13 protein-coding genes and 1 pseudogene are annotated in these 18,151 nt (G+C 51.4%); 3 read left to right on the forward strand and 11 right to left on the reverse strand.

Translation table 11 applies throughout. The features are described from left to right. Positions 1-1,458: 1,458 nt before the first annotated feature. Complete coding sequence (locus P3X23_RS03200; protein ID WP_300873086.1) at positions 1,459-5,181, forward strand: EAL domain-containing protein; 3,723 nt, start codon at positions 1,459-1,461, stop codon at positions 5,179-5,181. Here P3X23_RS03200 and P3X23_RS03205 read toward each other — a convergent pair. The 5 genes and pseudogenes from P3X23_RS03205 to P3X23_RS03225 all read right to left on the reverse strand — a co-directional run bounded on the left by P3X23_RS03205 (position 5,178) and on the right by P3X23_RS03225 (position 8,868). After that, positions 5,178-5,627: a hypothetical protein gene (locus tag P3X23_RS03205; protein WP_300873088.1), complete on the reverse strand. Its 450-nt coding sequence runs from the start codon at positions 5,625-5,627 to the stop codon at positions 5,178-5,180. The genes P3X23_RS03200 and P3X23_RS03205 overlap by 4 nt on opposite strands. A 9-nt stretch (positions 5,628-5,636) precedes the next feature. Next, entirely contained in the window at positions 5,637-6,806 is a 1,170-nt protein-coding gene (locus P3X23_RS03210; RefSeq protein WP_300873090.1) for a cysteine desulfurase family protein, read from the reverse strand. 53 nt (positions 6,807-6,859) lie between these two features. After that, positions 6,860-6,994: a hypothetical protein gene (locus P3X23_RS03215; RefSeq protein ID WP_300873092.1), complete on the reverse strand. Its 135-nt coding sequence runs from the start codon at positions 6,992-6,994 to the stop codon at positions 6,860-6,862. 288 nt (positions 6,995-7,282) lie between these two features. After that, positions 7,283-8,218 (reverse strand): annotated as a pseudogene (rnz, locus tag P3X23_RS03220) (ribonuclease Z); the annotation flags it as partial. 2 nt (positions 8,219-8,220) lie between these two features. Next, positions 8,221-8,868 carry a DUF3386 domain-containing protein gene (locus P3X23_RS03225; protein ID WP_300873094.1) on the reverse strand — a complete coding sequence of 216 codons (648 nt, stop codon included), beginning with the start codon at positions 8,866-8,868 and terminating at the stop codon, positions 8,221-8,223. 163 nt (positions 8,869-9,031) lie between these two features. Between P3X23_RS03225 and P3X23_RS03230 the strand changes: the two genes are divergently transcribed. Further along, on the forward strand, positions 9,032-9,565 hold the full coding sequence (locus P3X23_RS03230) for a P-loop NTPase family protein (protein ID WP_300873095.1): 534 nt from the start codon (positions 9,032-9,034) through the stop codon (positions 9,563-9,565). On the opposite strand, the gene P3X23_RS03235 is transcribed toward P3X23_RS03230, so the two are convergent. The 6 genes from P3X23_RS03235 to P3X23_RS03260 form a co-directional block, all read right to left on the reverse strand. After that, positions 9,557-10,423, reverse strand: coding sequence for an alpha/beta hydrolase (locus tag P3X23_RS03235; protein ID WP_300873098.1), 867 nt, complete (start codon positions 10,421-10,423; stop codon positions 9,557-9,559). The two genes, P3X23_RS03230 and P3X23_RS03235, sit on opposite strands and share 9 nt — an antisense overlap. A 188-nt stretch (positions 10,424-10,611) precedes the next feature. Continuing rightward, complete coding sequence (locus tag P3X23_RS03240; protein WP_300873100.1) at positions 10,612-10,809, reverse strand: hypothetical protein; 198 nt, start codon at positions 10,807-10,809, stop codon at positions 10,612-10,614. Between the two features lie 126 nt (positions 10,810-10,935). After that, positions 10,936-11,748 (reverse strand): carbon-nitrogen hydrolase family protein, encoded by an 813-nt coding sequence (locus tag P3X23_RS03245; RefSeq protein WP_300873102.1) that lies wholly within the window; start codon positions 11,746-11,748, stop codon positions 10,936-10,938. 60 nt (positions 11,749-11,808) lie between these two features. Further along, positions 11,809-12,006, reverse strand: coding sequence for a hypothetical protein (locus tag P3X23_RS03250; RefSeq protein WP_300873104.1), 198 nt, complete (start codon positions 12,004-12,006; stop codon positions 11,809-11,811). Between the two features lie 458 nt (positions 12,007-12,464). Continuing rightward, complete coding sequence (queA, locus tag P3X23_RS03255) at positions 12,465-13,529, reverse strand: tRNA preQ1(34) S-adenosylmethionine ribosyltransferase-isomerase QueA (RefSeq protein WP_300873131.1); 1,065 nt, start codon at positions 13,527-13,529, stop codon at positions 12,465-12,467. Next, positions 13,529-15,310 (reverse strand): PP2C family serine/threonine-protein phosphatase, encoded by a 1,782-nt coding sequence (locus P3X23_RS03260; RefSeq protein WP_300873106.1) that lies wholly within the window; start codon positions 15,308-15,310, stop codon positions 13,529-13,531. Before P3X23_RS03260 ends, queA begins: the two co-directional genes overlap by 1 nt. A 518-nt stretch (positions 15,311-15,828) precedes the next feature. Between P3X23_RS03260 and P3X23_RS03265 the strand changes: the two genes are divergently transcribed. Continuing rightward, the gene (locus tag P3X23_RS03265; RefSeq protein WP_300873108.1) at positions 15,829-18,147 is read left to right on the forward strand and encodes a diguanylate cyclase; all 2,319 of its coding nucleotides are present in this window, start codon (positions 15,829-15,831) and stop codon (positions 18,145-18,147) included. Positions 18,148-18,151 lie beyond the last annotated feature (4 nt).

Raw genomic sequence — 18,151 nt, forward strand, 5'->3', positions numbered from 1 at the left:
ACTGCACACTAGTCTCCCAAACAGTCCATCGCACGGAATAAGGCTCTCATCATAAGTTGATCAACCGAAACACCCAAAACTTCACAAAGCATCATCCCCAGCACTACGCCCAATCTGCTTAACAAACAAACTTCAAACATAGAAACTCCCCATTGCTAATGGAATTTAGCAATCTAGGGCAGTTGCACAATAAACTCAATAAAAATGCGAAAAACGCTTGACTACTGGCGATCGCTTTCAATGCTAGAAAAGTAAAAAAGAGTACGCGAGCCCAATTGAGGCAAGGTCAGTTAAGTACAGGATTGATATCCATTGGGCAACTTGCTTCGTGATCCATCTCCATTTGCAGATCAACTGCCTTGGAACGCGCGGAGATGAACCAGAAGTTCAAGCCACTAGTCAGCCGAAAAGTCTGAATTCACCTCAGCGATCCTTAAGGAAGCTCCACCTGTGGCAGGGATCTTCATTAGCGGAGATGGGGTCAGCAGAAGCAATGCTACAGTGACTACTACTGGACTCCATCAAGAAAATCTCCCAAAATAGGTAAACGCGAGCAGTCTAGGAAACACCTCAACTGCCCCTAGCACTTTAGGGGGTGAGTAAACATTTGTCAAGTATAGATCGTACCCACTTAGAGATGTGAAAGCCACCATGGCAGAGCATCGCATTCCCGTTATGGACTCCATCAGAGGTGTTGAACGATAGTTTGAGAGGCCAAAAAAAGAAGAAATATCGTATCCTTCCTTGAAAAATGTAGAAAAGTCTATTTAAGTGTCATCTTTTAGAGCTATTGTCAAGTCTATCTTCAAATACCTCAGCCCTTGCGACTCTCCTTATATAAAAATGACTTCTGAGAATGCTGCGGCAATAATGGACAGAGACTTTGGGAGCTGGAAGTTTCTCCATGAGTGAATAAAAACTTTATTGGGCACATAAAAATAATGTTGAATAGCTGTGAGTCAGAACCAATATCAAGTGGTTTATTTTTGTGGTATTAAGAGTAAGACAGAGTTTCGGCTGGCCATGAATCTATGGGGATTGAGAATTTATGGAACTTTTTGGAGATGCACTCCTTGTTAGACTGGCTGATTGGGAATGGTGTGAACAAGGTAGCAAACAAGATACACATCGTATTGATTGCAAATTTGCTTCTAAAGCTATTAGAGCTGGTGGATATCCCTGCATCTTATAGAAGGAAGCCGTTAGATGAATTACGATATTTGCAACTAAGACTTAGTCGGCGGTGTATGGCTAACGCCACGCAAGCTACGATAATAGAGAGACAAAACTTCCTGTCATTCAGGGTATTAAGTTTTGTTGCAGAATTCAGTACTCCTAGGACTCTGTATTTCAGAAAAGGACGGTTGTTCGCTAAAGTGGCTAATGATTAGTGAAGATTTTATCATATAAAGCATTCAGAAGTGTCTTGAGCCGAGATAAAGTTGTGGGTTCTGGCGAATGAGCATAGCTGAATTTGAGCACTTTACCGAATTATTAGTCAACTACACAGATGATCTCATTTGCCTACATGAACCAGAAGGCAACTATTTATATGTGACCCCCTCCAGTAAAACTCTTTTGGGTTATTCTCCTGAGGAGCTGATTGGTAAAAGTCCCTACACATTATTTCATCCTGAGGATGCCGAACGAATCCGCAGTGGTGCCCATGCCCTTGCCCTGCAAGGCAGTGTGAATATTACCGAAACCTATCGAATGCGGAAAAAAAACGGCGGATATATTTGGTTAGAAACCCTGACACACCCCATTTGTGATGAGGCGGGAAATGTTTTATTTTTAGTGACGACATCGCGGGATGTAACTCGCCGCCGCCAGCTCGAACTTGAACTACAAGCCAATCAAGAGCTTTTAGAAACTTTTTTTCAGCAATCTCTTGAAGCCTGTTTTTTTATGATGTTGGATCGTCCCATTCGCTGGGATGACACTGTCAACAAAGAGGAAGTATTAGAGTACGCCCTCGATCATCAGCGTCTGACTCGGATCAATAGTGCCTTTGCCCAACAGTATCAACTGCCCGTTGAGGAACTCATTGGCCTAACGCCCCGCATTTGCTTTAAGAATAACCTTGAGCTGGCGAAACGACTGTGGCGGGCACTCTTTGATCTGGGCTATTTCCACACTGAAATTGAACTTCAGCGCCATGATGGTAGCTCCTTTTGGGTGGAGGGGAACTATGTTTGCCTCTACAACCAGAGCAAAGAAATCATCGGCCACTTTGGCGTGCAGCGCGACATTAGCGATCGCATCCGTTTACAAGCAGAAATTGTCCAAAAAACAGCTGAATTAGAGTACTTCTTTGGCTCCTCCTTAGAGCTATTTATGATTGCTGATAGTGAGGGACGGCTGCGGCGGGTGAATCAACACTGGCAAAGTTGCCTGGGCTATGACCTTAATCAATTGGCAGGCGCAAAGTTTGAGGAATTTCTCCACCCCAGCGATCGCCCCTGCACTCGAGAAGTGTATCAACGCCTCCTAGCAGGAGAGCAAATCACCAATCACACGATTCGCCTGCGGACGCAAGGGGGCACCTATCGCTGGTATGAATGGCAGGGGCTTCTCAGTCAAGGGCGCATCTATGGAGTCGCGCGGGATGTAACAGAACAGCGCCAATTTAGCGATCGCCTGCAAGCGGCCTACAACCAAGTGGCCGATATTTTGGAGAGCATGTCAGATCACTTTTTTGAAGTAGATCGTAACTTTACAATTATCTATGTCAACAGTAATTTTTGCCGCCTACTAGGAAAATCCGCCTCAGAGATGCTGGGAAAAAACCTCTGGGATCTCTTTCCCGATGCCCGCAACTCAATTTTTGCAAGCCAAAGTCGGCGGGCAATGGTAGAACAGATCCCCTGCCAATTTGAGATGTTTTGTCAGGGCTTAAACCAATGGCTGGCTGTGCGGGTGTTTCCCACAGGTCGAGGACTGGCAGTTTTCTCTCAGAATATTACGCTTCAGGTGGATTCGACCACTTCATTACAACGACGACAAACCCAAGCAGAACTTCTCCATCGCCTCACCTTGAATATTCGTCGTTCCCTTGATCTGGAAACAGTTCTCAAAACTGCTCTTGAGGAAGTTCGGCAATTGTTGGGGGTCGATCGCACACTGATTTTCCAGTTCTATGCTGATGGCCGGGGTGAAGTGGTGGCTGAATCAGTGGCGGCACCGCAGTTTTCCCTCATGCACCGCACCTTCTATGACCCCTGCTTCCACCGCGAGTCTGCTGAAGCCTATGTCCAGGGACGGGTACTGGCAGTTGCCGATATGAACACCGCTCAAATACGCCAGTGTCATCGCGACTTTCTCAGCCAATTGCAGGTGCGTGCCCTATTGGTAGTGCCGATTATTGAGGAGGAACGCCTCTGGGGATTATTCCTGTGCCATCACTGCTCTTCTCCTCGACCTTGGGCAATTGACGAGGTGGAACTGCTCCGCCAACTGGGGGAACAACTGGGCTTTGGCATCAACCGTGCCGAATTGGTCAGCGCCCTGCATCAAGAAAAGGAACGCTATCGGCGGGTTCTTGAAGCACAAACAGAACTGCTCTATCGTTGCACCCCTGAGGGACACTTGACCTTCGGCAATCCTGCCTTCTTTCGCTATTTGGCTGAGGCAGGGATCAGTTGTGACCTTGGGGATCTGCTCCAACACCCCTTTGATACCCTCACACAGCAACGTTTTCAACAACACCTGCAAGCCCTCACCCCCACGCAACCCATCAGCACGATTGAATGTGGTGTGACCTTTGGGGAAGGACGTTTTGCTTGGTTTGAATGGACAACCCGCGCCTTCTTTGACAACCATGGCCGCTGTGTTGAGTATCAATGTGTGGGGCGCGATATTACCCGCCGCAAGGAAATGGAGGATCGGTTAATTCACGATGCCCTCCACGATGCCCTGACGGGACTCCCGAACCGCACCTTGCTCCAAGAGCGCTTGCAGCATTGTTGGCGCCAGTATCAACGCCATCGCAGTCGCCCCTTTGCCGTTATTTTTATTGATATTGATCGCTTTAAGCGAGTTAATGATAGCTTGGGACACCAAGCTGGCGATCAGGTGCTCATTACCCTTGCTCAGCGGATGCAGAGTGTGGTGCCTGAGGGGGATACCTTAGCTCACCTGAGTGGTGATGAATTTGTGGTGCTGTGTGAAGACCTTGATCCGGAACAAATGGTGGCACAGGCTCAAGCACGGGTCGCTGATCTAGAGCGGGTCATTCAAGAACCGCTGATTATTGATGGTCATTTGTTGAGTTTGAGTGCCAGTATTGGCGTGGCTTTTAGCGATCGCGGGGCTGCTTCCGCTGCTACCCTCTTACGGGATGCTGACATTGCTATGTATCAAGCAAAAAAACAGGGATTGGGGCAGTATCGGATCTTTGACCCGCAAATGCACACCCAAGCTCAGAGTTGCTTTACCCTTGAAAGCCAACTGCATCAGGCGATCGCCAACAGTGAGTTGCAGGTGTATTTTCAGCCCATTATTGAGCTGCAAAGCGGGGCAATTGTCGGTCTTGAGGCGCTGAGTCGTTGGTTTGATCCTGAAAAGGGCGAAATTCCTGCCGCTGAATTTATTGTCCTTGCGGAGCAAGCAGGTCTCATTGTCAGCCTTGGCCGACAGGTCTTTGAACGAGCCATGCAAGAATTCAGCCAGTGGCGACAACAGGACAGCCGTCGTCAGACCATCACCTTGGGCATTAATATCTCGCCTCAACAACTGGTGGATGCCAACTTTGTCAGTGATATTTTGGCGGCGTTGCGCAGTGCCCAATTGCCCCCGCATCTTCTTCACCTGGAGATTACGGAAACAACAATGATCCGTAACCTTGAAGCCACATTGCAGGTGGCCAAGGAACTGCAACAACTGGGGGTTGCCCTCAACATTGATGACTTTGGCACGGGCTATTCCTCCCTGAGTCGGTTGCATCAATTGCCAATCCATGCCCTGAAAATCGATCGCTCCTTTGTCCAGAGCTTAGAGAAGAGCCAAGCGGCACAGGAAATTATTGGTGCTGTGATTGCCCTAGGCAAAAGTCTGCGTTTAGATGTAGTGGCAGAGGGGGTGGAAACGGCGACCCAAGCCGCCCAATTAATTGAGCTCGGTTGTCGCTATGGCCAAGGCTACCTCTTTTATCCGCCATTGCCCATCGAGCGGTTGTCCTAGGATTGGCTGCTGGTATCCTCGTGGGGAATAAAGGGTAAACTTTCCCACCAACTTTGATAGTTTTTTGTTATTTCTTGCCACCAGTCGGCGGGCTGTTGCAGTGCTTGTTGTAGGCGATCGCGCTCCTGTTCAAGGCGTTGAAGATTCATTTCCAGTTGGTGATAGGTCGTTTCTAGGGTGGTGAGTTGATGACTGAGGGCTTGATGTTGCTGTTGCCAGTAATCGCGCTCTGTCTGTAATTGTTGATTTTCTGCCACTGTTGCCTGAAGTTGTTGTTGGAGTTGATCGCAGTGATCTTGCAGCCTTGCCAATTTGGCTTCGAGAGTGGCCTTTTGCGAGGGGTATCGCAGCGATCGCAGAATCGTCCATAGCAGAATCAGGGTGGCAACCACGCCGTAGCTAGCCAGTGCCCAAGTCCCCTGTGCAGATAATGCCGCCCACACCATTGATGACCCCTAAGAAATAGACACCGCTAGAGGAGGCGCGATCGCCCCTCGCAGATATTGCCGCAGCACCATGGCTAACCAATCCACATCGGCAGCCGTGGTCTCTCGCCCCAAGGTAATGCGAATTCCCGCTTTAGCAGTTTCCGGATCATAACCCATGGCCAAAAGGGTGGGACTGGGTTGAGTTTGGCCGCTTTGACAGGCAGAACCGGCACTCATACCAATGCCCGCTAGGTTCAGTTGCCGCACAAATGTTTTTCCATTCAAGGGCTGGCCGTGGCGATCGCGCACAATTAAACTCAGGTGATGGGGCAATCGCTGCCAAGGGTGCCCGGTGCGTTCCACTTGGGGATGATCCTGCAACTGCTGCCACAGGCGATCGCGCAGTTGGGCAAGGCGCATTGGTTCTGTTGCCAGTTCAGTCGCTGCCCATTCCGCCGCTACTCCAAAACCCACGAGGGTCGGCACTGCCTGTGTTCCTGCCCTGAGGCCAAGTTCCTGCCCACCGCCCCGCAAGAGTGGTTCTAGGGGCACCCCCGATCGCACATACAGTGCCCCTGCCCCCTGAGGGCCGTAAATTTTATGACTGGACAGCGAGAGTAAATCCACTCCTAACCGCTGCACATCCAAGGGAACGCGTCCTGCCACTTGCACCGCATCCGTATGCAAGAGGACGCCGGCTTCTTGGCAAATAGCCGCCAGCTCAGCAATGGGTTGGAGCGTGCCCACCTCACTCTGGCCGTAGATAATGGAGACCAAGACCGTGTTCGATTGCAGCGCCTGCCGCAGTTGGGCGGGTTCCACCTGTCCCCAATGATTAACTGGTAAGCGGGTCACTTGCCAGCCTTGAGCTTCAAGGGCAGCAGCCGGTTTAGCCACCGCAGAATGCTCGACCGCGGAAATAATTAGATGCTGGGGTTGGCGGTAGCGCTGGCAGACTCCCCACAGGGCAAGATTGTTTGCTTCTGTGCCCCCAGAGGTAAAAATAATCTCATCCGCCTGGGCGTGAATCAGTGCCGCCACCTGCATCCGTGCCTGCTCAAGGGCAATTGCCGAACGTTGCCCCCACTCGTGAATACTTGATGGATTGCCCCACTGCTGCTGATAGGCCGCCACCATGGCCGCAATAGCTTCCGCTCGACAGGGGGTCGTCGCGCCATAGTCGAAATATAATTGCATGGGCAGGAGCAGCTCCAAAAACCAATGGTGGAACTGTCGTAAAATCCAGTCCCTTAAGCCAATTGTAACCGATGATTCCCTAGCTCCTTTTTGCTGCCAAACCGCTGAATCTGAAAGAGGACTTGAATTTCTCCCGCAATCATCCCCATGACCAGCTCTTGCATTGCTTGATATTCTGTAACACTCAAAAGCGTCAATCTTTAGAAGTGCACGTTTAGCGTGTCCCATGCCACCTGGGGATAGAGGCGTTCGAGTTCCTCCAAGCAGGTGAATTTTTGCTGCCGCCGCCGCTCCAAAATTGCATTGGCTGTAACAGCATCAATTCCGAGTTTCTGCTGCATTTGTTGGCGGGTGGCACGGTTGATGGCGATCGCTGGCGAAGTTTCCTGAGCAATAGCAACCGTTTTCTCCTCACCCCGATTGATGAGTTCATCCCCTTTCGCTGGCGCAGCAACGATGGTTGGATTGTCTTGGGGAGGCTCCTCACCCCGGCGAATTTCATAGTGGAGAAAATCGCGCGCCAAGCGGGTATTGGGGAAAATGGCTTGTGCTTCCGCAAGCAGATCCTCCACCTGGAGCGGATTGCCGGGAGCGTAGCGGGCGCTAAAGTGGGTAAGAAAAAGCAATTTCACTTGGGCAAAGGCCGCCACCTGAGCCGCCATTGTCGAGGTGGAATGCAGCCGCGCAAAGGCTAGTTCTGCCTCCTGATGAGAAAACGTCGCCTCATGGATAAGCACATCTGCCTGCTGAGCCAATTCAACGGCACTCTCACAAAAGACTGTATCTGTGCAATAGACCATACTGCGCCCCCGCTGTGGTGGATCGCAGAAGTCGCGGCCATCAAACGTGCGGCCATCTTCAAGGGTAATGGTTTTTCCCTGCTTGAGTTGACCATACAGTGGACCAAAGGGAATCCCTAGAGCTTGGGCTTTTTCCACGTGAAAGCGACCGGGGCGATCGCTCTCAGTGACGCGGTAGCCAAAGGCGGGTACCCGATGCTGCAGCAGCCGACAGGTCACCGTAAACTCGCCATCGCTGAAGACTTCCCCTGGCTCCACCGTATGCACTTGCAACTTGTAGGGAAGCCGCATTGCTGACCAGCGCAAACAACTCGCAATGTAGCGATCCAAAGTCGCTGGGCCATAGACATCAATTTGACTGACAGTTCCTGCTAGGCCACAACTGGCCAGCAAGCCCATCAGCCCAAAGATGTGATCACCGTGCATGTGGCTAATAAAAATACGGCGGATCTGGCTGGTGCGTAAGTTGCTGCGCAGCAATTGGTGCTGGGTGGCCTCACCGCAGTCAAAGAGCCAAATTTCCTTGCGCTGGGGGAGCCGCAGGGCAACACTGGAAACATTGCGCGTGCGGGTCGGTACCCCGGAACTTGTGCCTAGAAATGTGATTTCCACGCTTAGTCGGCTAAAAGTTGCAGGTCATCAAAATGGATTTCCACGGTGCTGGTTTGGCCATTTTCATGGGTGTGCACCACCTGCCGACTCATCAGGTAGTAATTGCCCACGGGCACGTAGGTATCCTCAAACTCCATTTGTCGCAGCACTTCGTTGGTTTGCGGATTGCGAAAAACAGCCACATAGTTAGTAGAAATGTAGCCTGAGCCGGTATCGAGGGCTGCGCGGTGGGTAATGGCAAAGGCAACCCGACCCATCACACGGCTGACATAGACAATTTGATTGTCCCGCACTTTGTAGTTAGACCCCATGGCGTCGCCGCTGACGCAGATCTCCACGGCACCACTGGCGTCGGTTTCCCCAACCTGGAAGGTGTTTTTGCCATGGGCAGCTTCAAAACTGTTGCGCTTGCGGTGCACAATCACATCCCGCAGTTGGTTGTAAAGGGATTCGCGCACTTGTTCGTCTTCAATGCCACTAACTTCAACACTGTAGTCGCGGCTCACTTTGACTTGCCCTTGATATTGGCGATCGCCCTCAATGAGCGTGACCTTAGCCGTAAAGCCGGGAAAATTCTCATCCCATGTGTAACGATTTTCATAGGCGGCGCGAAAGAGTGCCTCAGCATCAAGGGCTTGTGTTGCGGGCATAGCGGCATCCTCCGTAACAGTCACATTGTTTTAAGATAACCGATCCTCTGCCCCCTTGACGGCCATGTATATCTAGTGTTCACTAGGGTTAAATCATGGCACACTACACTAGATGTATAACCCCTCGTGGGTCGTTGCTCTTTATTGACTAGACAGGAACACTATGGTGGCACAACTCTCGGTTTCCGTCTCTGAGGCAAGTTTGCCCTTAACCTATGGCATTGAGGGAGTGGTGCAGGTGTTTACCTGTCCGCAGCGACACTTTTTCACCACCGTCATGGCGCAGGCGTTGCGGGTGGCCGCTCAGGGCAGTGGCGTATTGGTTGTACAGTTCCTGAAAGGGGGAATTCAAACGGGAATTGAGCACCCGATTCAGTTGGGGCAACATTTGACTTGGTGGCGACCCGCTTTCCAACGTTGTTTGGGGGATGCACAGACCATCACCCCTGAAGAACAGGCTGCCGTTCGTCAGCTTTGGGAACATCTGCAAGTGACGGTGCAAGGGGGACAGTATCGCTTGGTCGTTCTAGATGAGGTGAGTGTGGCCGTCCAATTGGGGCTGCTGAGTGAAGCTGAGGTTCTGAATTTCTTGGAGCATCGCCCACGTACTCTCGATGTTATATTGACCGGACCTGAAATGCCAGCATCCTTGTTGGCGATCGCTGACCAGGTAACCGAATTGCGGCGACTAATTTAAGGGAGCTGAAAGAATCTCTAACCACTCCAGCAAATACTCATTCACCAGATCGGGTTGCTCCTGCTGCACGAAGTGGCCACAGTAGTCCAAGTATTGAATTTTTAACTCCTTGACATAGGCTTCTGTGCCATAGGTGAGTTCAATGCCGAGGATGGGGTCTTGCCGCCCCCAGAGCATCAATGTCGGCACATCGAGAATTCCCCACTGGCGACGCCAGAGGCTTTGTAGCCCGGCACGGTAGTAGTTCAGCATGCCTGAGAGGGCACCCCGCTGGGCGGCAGCATCTTGATAGAGCGCCAAGTCGGCGGGTCGAATGGCCTGCTGGTTCACCGCTGCCCAGTGAAAGATTTGGGCGATCGCTCCATAGCCCCCCCATTCCAAAAGGACTTCGGGTAGCCACGGCAACTGAAAGAGCAGCATATAGCTACTGCGCAGCCATTGCTCCCAACTGAACTGCTGAAACTTGGCAGGGTGGGGGCAAGCCAAGATACTCAGGGTTTGAATCCGCTCAGGGACAGTGTCAGCTACTCCCCAAGCCACCATTCCTCCCCAATCGTGCCCCACTAAATGACAGCGGCGATAACCCAGGCCGTCTATGACACCGACAATATCAAGGATTAACTCATCAAGAACGTAGCTGGCGCTATCTTGGGGTTTATCGCTGAGATTATAGCCGCGCAAATCCAGGGCAACAACTTTGTGTTTGTCTGCCAATACGGGAATTTGATGTCGCCAAGAGTACCAAAACTCCGGAAAGCCATGGAGCAACAGCACCAACTCCCCTTCTCCTTGAGTGACATAGTGGAGACGGATGCCATTGGAGACAATAAATTTATGAATCCATGGCCCTTCAATCATATGCACCTTGGGGGCTGGCACTTTCCACTATAACCAAGAAACCGTGAACGTAGGCCTTTGTTGGGGCGATCGCTCTTTCCGGCAATAAAAAATCCCACTTCCGCAGGGAGAGGGAATGCAAAAAGTCAGTAGGCTGCCTCTGCACCGACAAACCGGAGAACACTTCACAAGACAATTTTGACGCAATGCTAGTAGGCAAGGGTTTCAAGAGCCTGACGCAAGTAAGCGGTAACACACGCCTCCAGATCGGTGGGCTGCTCAAGGAGCACACTGGCTTGCTTTTCACTCAGCCAACGCTGAAACCCTGAACTGTGGGCGATCGCCCGCTTTAGCGAGTTCCAAACCTCAGGGGAGGCTTGCGGCTGGGAAACCGTAACGCTGTCCATAGATACGCTCCTAATTGGTTTGGAGTGAGGGTAAGGATTCACCTATGGTTCTACGATAGCGTAGGAAACTCCCCGCTGCTGTATGCGATGTTACGATTTATTTCACTTATTTCACAATTTGTAGGACTAGAAAAAGACGCGATGTTGCAGACAGGGCATCTGTTGGCGTACCTGTTCAAGGCGGCTGGGTTCAATGGCGGCAATCGCCACACCGGGGCGATCGCCCGCATCTGCGAGGATGGTTCCCCAAGGATCGACAATCAGGGCATGGCCGTGGGTTTGCCGCCGTCCATAATGAATTCCCGTCTGCGCCGGTGCAATCACATAGCAAGTATTTTCGATCGCCCGGGCTTGCAGGAGAATCTGCCAGTGATCTTTACCCGTAAAAGCCGTAAAGGCAGCCGGCACAAACAGCACCGTTGCTCCCGCTTGGGAGAGCGCGCGGTAAAGTTCTGGAAAGCGAACATCATAGCACACCGACAAGCCAATATTCCCCAGTTCCTTACTGGGATAGACAGAAGGCAATTGCCGTCCGGCCAGCACTGTTCCCGATTCGTGGTAGATATTGCCATCGGGCAAATCAACATCAAATAAATGCACCTTTTGGTAACGGCTCAATTCTTCCCCTGTTGGGCCAATGAGTACCGCTGTGTTATAGACTTTACCTTCAGTTGCCGGTACTGGGTAGCCACCCCCCACCAGGGTAATCTGAAATCGCTGAGCCACGCGTTTCAAAAAGGCCTCAGTACGCTCGGCAATCGTTGCCGCTTGGGCAACTTTCTCGCCATCATCCCCGAGAAAGGAAAAATTTTCTGGCAAACCAATTAATTCTGCCCCCCGTCTCACTGCCAATTCAATCAATTCCTCTGCCTGAGCCAGATTCGCCTCAAGGTTGGGTTGGCTGGTCATTTGCAGTGCGGCAGCGAGATAGGATTTCATGCCCATTGAAAAAAAGACAGCAACCCTTCATTATATCGTTGCAATTTGCCTAGGGCAAGTCTAACGAGAACGCAGCTTCTGGAAGATCGGATTGCGCTGGGTCGGGAGCTGATGCTCATGGGCACTGCGGTAGGCCCAAAAGACATAGCCGGCAATGAAAAGGTTCAATAGCACAACGAGCAGCAGCTTAGTACCACTAATGGGATGTAAGCGCGGAGTTTTCTGCCGCGGGTTTTGGGGTAGGAGTTGAACGGCCATGGCTGCTCTCAGAACGCAACAGTTCCAGAGTCCACCATTATTAGTCGTTGTTTGCTCTCAACGGATTTTCCTGACTTGGCCAACAATGGCGACGTTCCGGTTGCCCCTACTATAGACCGCCACCCCATGAGCAACCAAGAATCTGAAATATTTTTTAATGCTTAACCATAAAACTATACTATTGCTCAAAATTGCTTAAAGGCTAAGGCATGCCCCTAAAAAGCCATCCGCTCCTAAGGAAGGCCTTAGGAGCGGTCTGGTGGTTATCGTGGGTATCAACTGCTAGGAGAAGTAGCCTCCTAGATGTCGATTTCAAATCAACCGATGGAGAACAACTCTTCCCTAGAGCTGAACTACTCCAAAACGACGACCCAAGCGTTTACTACTATCTGCCATGGGCATCACCTCCATCTCCCTGAACGGTAATTGGCAAAACAACTGGTTTTAAGATAGCACACTCAAATGGGATTGTGGCAAGCGCTAGGCAAAATCAGCATGGCATCGCCAAAGGAATAGAAGCGGTACTGACGATCAATGGCTTGCTGGTACAACTCAAGTAGCCGTTTGCAACCAATAAAGGCACTCACAAGTAGCATCAAGCTGGAGCGAGGCAGGTGAAAGTTGGTAATGAAGCCCTCGACAATTTTGGGCTGGTACCCCGGATAGATATAGAGATCACTCTTGCCACAAAAGGGTTGAAGGGTGCCTGATTGAGCTGCTGTCTCTAGGGCGCGAATAACGGTGGTGCCGACGGCAATGATCCGTCCCCCGGCAGCTTTGGCGGCCTGAATCCGCTCGACAGTGGTAGCCGGTACCTCAATCCATTCTTCGTGGAGATGGTGATGGCGAATATCCTGAGCCTCAACGGGGCGAAAGGTGCCAATGCCCACATGGAGCGTCAGAAAACAGTGATCAATACCGCGATAGGCTAACTTGCTAAACAGTTCGGGGGTAAAGTGCAAGCCAGCGGTTGGTGCAGCTACGGCTCCAGGACGGCGGGCATAGACGGTCTGGTATTGCTCGGCATCCTCGATGGGGTTGTCAATGTAGGGAGGTAGGGGCACTTTCCCCAGTTGATCGAGGTATGACCACAGGCGATCGCCCGCCGCCAGATCGAATTCAATCACTCGGCCTCGGGTCTTTTCATCAATAGCTTGTACCGTTGCTTGCAGCGTGCCGATTTGAATCACTGTCCCAGGGGGCAATTTTCGACCGGGCTTCACCAAGGCCAACCACTGGCGATCGCTCAATTCTTCGAGGAGAAACACCTCAACAGTGCGGCCAGAGCCACCAACTTTTTGCCCAATTAGCCGTGCTGGAATTACCCGTGTATCGTTGAGCACGAGCAGATCCCCCGGTTGCAATAGTTGCGGTAGCTCATAGAAAAAGTGATCCGTGGCGGTATTCTTTGCCACCACCATCAGGCGACAATGATCGCGGGGAGAAACAGGGTGTTGGGCAATCCGCTCTGGGGGTAGGTGATAGTCGTAGGCGTTGAGGCAAAAATCAGCAGGATTAGGCATCATTGGGGGGTAATCAAGGGTGAAGGGGATGACTCTACACCCTCCGTAGAGCGATTTATAGAAGTGACAACAGCAAGAAAACCAAGGGCAGCAGCGGCAATGCCCACAGCAATCAGCAGCAGCAGCCACGCTTGGAGACGAGACGTTTGAGTTGGCTGCGGTTTGGGGGGGATCCCAATTTGGGAAACCGTTAACTCCCGTTCCGATGGTTGTGGTGGGGCGACGTGGTTCATTGTAATGTCTGTTACCTCTGGCAACGCCCCTTGACAGACAATATCGCTGTAATCCAAGTCAATGACACCCGCTGCATTCTTCACCCGACAGTGAATAAGCACCACTGTCACATTGTCATGGCCGTTGAGGTGATTGGCAAGATCAATGAGTTGCTCGGCTGCAACAGTCAGGGAAAGCTGACCTTGGAGCACCGGCAGGAGGTACTGCCGCCAGTAGGTTTCGACACGGTTAAAATCACTGAGGCCATCGGAACACAGCAAAAGAATCCCCTCCTCATCCAGCAAAAAGCGTTGAACCGTGGGGTGTAGATGCTGGGAGGGCGCCATGCCCAAAGCTTGCACCAAAGAACCACCATAGGGAAGTTCGAGGGCTTGATGGTAGGTACTCATCCCCAAGCGCACATCGCGGCTAGCCACATCGTCATCAAGGGTGAGTTGGTAGCAGCCCCAACGGTTGATCCAGTAGGCACGGCTATCGCCAATGTGGGCAAGGTAAAGATGGGCGTGTTCAATCAGGGCACCGACCACTGTGGTTCCCATGCGCTGGCGTTCGTGGCGCTGCTCGGTATCATTGCGTTGATTGATCGCATCATTGGTGCGGTGAATGGCTGTTTGAATGGCCTGCTCAACCGTAGCAGGGGACATCTCCAGCAGTTGAAGGGGGGTTAGCGTCTCCTTGAGAATGTCAATAGCTAAGCCCGAAGCGACATCGCCCCCTTCATGCCCCCCAACTCCATCACACACCAAGGCAAGCACCTGTGATTGGTTCGTTAGATAATAGTCGGGAAAACACTTGTCCTCATTGCGAGTGCGACTAGGCCCTTGGTCGGAGCGACTGGCAATATCGTAGTGATACTCATAGCCCAAGTGATCTAAAGCCTGTTGAAATAGTGTCTCTAAGGTTTCACGAATCAATTCAGGGGGAGTGTCCTGAGTCTGCTGCATGTGTTGACACAGGATCGTGAAGGCCTGCTGAAAATTTTCCCCTTGATCAGTAAAGCTGAAATGGGTTTGCCAGAATTTGCCAAGGTCGGCCAAGGTTGGATTATTGCCCGCTTGCAGTTGCAGGAGTCGCACGAGGGAACCTTCAGCTCGCAAAAGCTGGGGATTGAGTAGCGTGAGAGCCACATTTTCTGCCGCCAATGCTGGCCAAAGGGAGATGATTTGCCATAGCCAGTTGAGGCGGCGCACTAAATTGGCTTTCTCCCAGATGAGGGTAAGGGGAGCAGCATGGGTGAGACCGGGGGCAACTTTGGCATCGGCAATGTCAATACAACTGACGGGGACATGCTCAAGGAGCAACAGTTCCCCCTCAGGTAGGAAAAGGGTACCGAATAATTCGGGGACATGGGGACGCTTGGGAAATAGGCGCAGATAAGGACGGTAGAGTTGGGCAGTGTTGTCCACACTGGGGGCGGGTTCTCCTGGCAATAGGTCTAAAAGCAAGTGTTTGCCTTGCACTAGATAGCGATCGCCCACCAGTTCGCCCACAGTGTAGTGATCCAAACTAGAACCAATCGCCCACAAGTAGCGTTTCAGGAGTGGCACCTGACAGTGGCAACACTCGACCTGGTGAATAGAATTTGCAGTGCCGCACTCCGGGCAAATAAGGTTAGGCGCAGTTGGATTCATCACTTCAACCCTGAGATGGCTGCCGCAGTCACAATTACCCGTAGCAGGCACGTATCGAGTTCGTGATCGAGTAATTGACTAGTCCATGGCATGGGGCAAATAAGAGGCATTCAATTCCCTATCCTAGCTTTTCTCCTGCAATAGCGGAACATTCCACTGACAGCTCTTGATTGCTGGATCGAAGGCACTCAAAACTGTAAAAGCCGCTACGCAAAAGACCCGCATCCTTTGTTTAGAGAAAAGCTGTGTTCGGCACTGTCAACATCTTCAATGTTGTTAGCGAACTATACGAGATAAAATTAAAATAATCAAGCTGCGGTGGAGGTCGTCAAAATTAGTGATATCAATTTTTATAAATCTCGTGTTTGTTTTTTAGAAAAATTAAACCTCATAGACACAACCTTAATAGCAAATCTTCGCAGGAGAGAGGCACTATGGAGCAATTGAGTTCAGGCTTAAATTTACAAGCCTTGGTTCAGGCTCACTTAGTTGCGATTGCTCCAACGGGCTCCTTCAGTGAGATTCTCCGAGGGTTACAGAACAACCAAGGATTTGGTTTGGTGGTAGAAGAGCAAGGACAGTTTCAGGGATTGATTACCCAACGGGAGGTGATCCGTGCCCTCGGTCAAGGCATGTCTCCTGAGGAGATCACCGCCTCCAAAATTATGCTACCACCCGACTATTGTCTGCGCCTCAATGATCTTGATGATCCCCTAGCGGTTTTGGAGCGGTTTCGCTACTTTGGGGTGGATGCCCTTGCAGTGGTGAATTATTCAGGGGGGGTTGAGGGATTACTGACCCGCCAAGCCTTTCGCGAGAGCCTACGTCCGGTGGATCTATTACGGATGAAGCAGGTGGCTGAGGTCATGGTGCCCGATGTGGTGACCATTGCTGCGGAGGCTTCTTTACAGGAAGCTGCTGCCCTGATGACTGAACGACGTGTGACGAGTTTGGTGGTTCCTGAGGAAACGTCCCGTGGTGTGCTGCCACGCGGCATCATTACAGAAAAGGATATTTTTGAGGCACTGCATTCCCAAGGGGGGGTGCTTACTGGAACGGTTGGCAGTATCATGTCCCAACCTGTGCTGACGGTGAAGCCCGATCAGAGTCTATGGCAGGTGAATCATTTGTTTAAGGCGCATCATGTCCGTCGCGTTGTGGTTGTGGACGACGATGGTCAGATGCTGGGGATTGTTACTCAAAGTAATCTGTTGGCGGCAATTGACATTACGGAAGCCCAAGGGCTGATTCAGGTGCTAACCCGGGAACTCAATAAGGCCACGGCGGAACTCCGCTGGCAACTGTCGCGGCAACAGGCAATTACGGTGGCAATTACAGAGAGTGAGCAGCGCTATAACACCCTCATTAATCATTTACCTGTTGCGCTCTATCGCCGCGATCGCAATCGCCTGTGGCAGTTTAGCTATGTCAGCGATCAGATTTATCAACTCACTGGCTACTTTCCCCAAGATTTGCCGGATCTGCGCCAGATTATCCCACCACCAGATCTGGCTTTGGCAGAACGGGATATTGAGCAGGCGATTCAGCAACAGCGTGCCTATAGTACCACCTATCGCATTCAACATCGGGATGGCTGTTTCCGCTGGTTGAGCGATCGCGGGCAGTTTGACCCCTATAGTCAAATGCTTCATGGGGTTCTTTTGGATGTCTCGGATCAACAGCGCACACAGGAGCAGCTGAAGACTTCCCTTGAGCGAGAAATAATTGTCAGCACAATCATTCAGGATATTCGCCAGTCAATTCGATTAGAGGACATTTTGCAGCGGGCGGTAACCAGTATTCAACAACTGCTCCTGAGCGATCGCGTGCTAATTTACCGCTTTCTACCGGATGGCAGCGGCATTATCGAAGTGGAGGCCACCACATTACCGCAGTACTCCCTGTTGGGGCGAGTCATCCATGATCCGTGTTTCACAAAGGAAACGGCACAACGCTTTTTAGAGGGCCGCACCCTCAGTATCAGTGATGTTAGCCAAGCCCAATTGCAAGATTGCTACCGTGAACTCATGGTTAGCCTACAAGTTCAGGCTAATCTTGTCGTTCCTCTCCTGCAGGGTCAGCACTTGTGGGGACTGTTAATTGCCCACCATTGTCGTGCCCCTCGCCTCTGGCAACGGGAGGAATTGTTCCTATTGCAACGTATTGCGGAACCGTTGACGGTGGCATTACAACAGGCAGAGATGTATCAGGCGTTGGAAGTGGCCAATGCCAATTTGCAGCAGATGGTCTATCTGGATGGCCTCACGGACATTGGCAATCGCCGTTGCTTTGATGAACTCTTTGCAAAGGAGTGGCGACGCTGTCAGCGGGAGCAACAGCCCCTGAGCTTGGTGATACTGGATATTGACTGTTTTAAGGCCTATAACGATTACTATGGCCACTTGCAGGGGGATCAAGTTCTCAAACAGGTGGCGCAAATTTTAGAGAGTCATCTGCGGCGGGCAGGCGATTTGGCGAGCCGTTTTGGCGGTGAAGAGTTTGCACTGCTTTTGCCCAGTACGGATCAAGCCGGAGCCATCCATATTGTTGAACAAGTACAACATGCCTTGGCGGAGGCCAATATCAGCCACGCCAAAAGTACAGTCCGCCCCCAATTGACAGCAAGTTTTGGCATTGCGACCACCTTACCCAGCCCTGAGCGTACACCATCAATGTTGTTAGATTTAGCTGACAAGTGCCTCTACGAGGCCAAAGCACTGGGGCGCGATCGCTGGATTGCTCAGGAATTATAGAAAA

Origin of the sequence: Thermosynechococcus sp. Uc, assembly GCF_029335995.1 — a bacterium.
In the GTDB taxonomy this organism is placed as follows: Bacteria; Cyanobacteriota; Cyanobacteriia; order Thermosynechococcales; family Thermosynechococcaceae; genus Thermosynechococcus.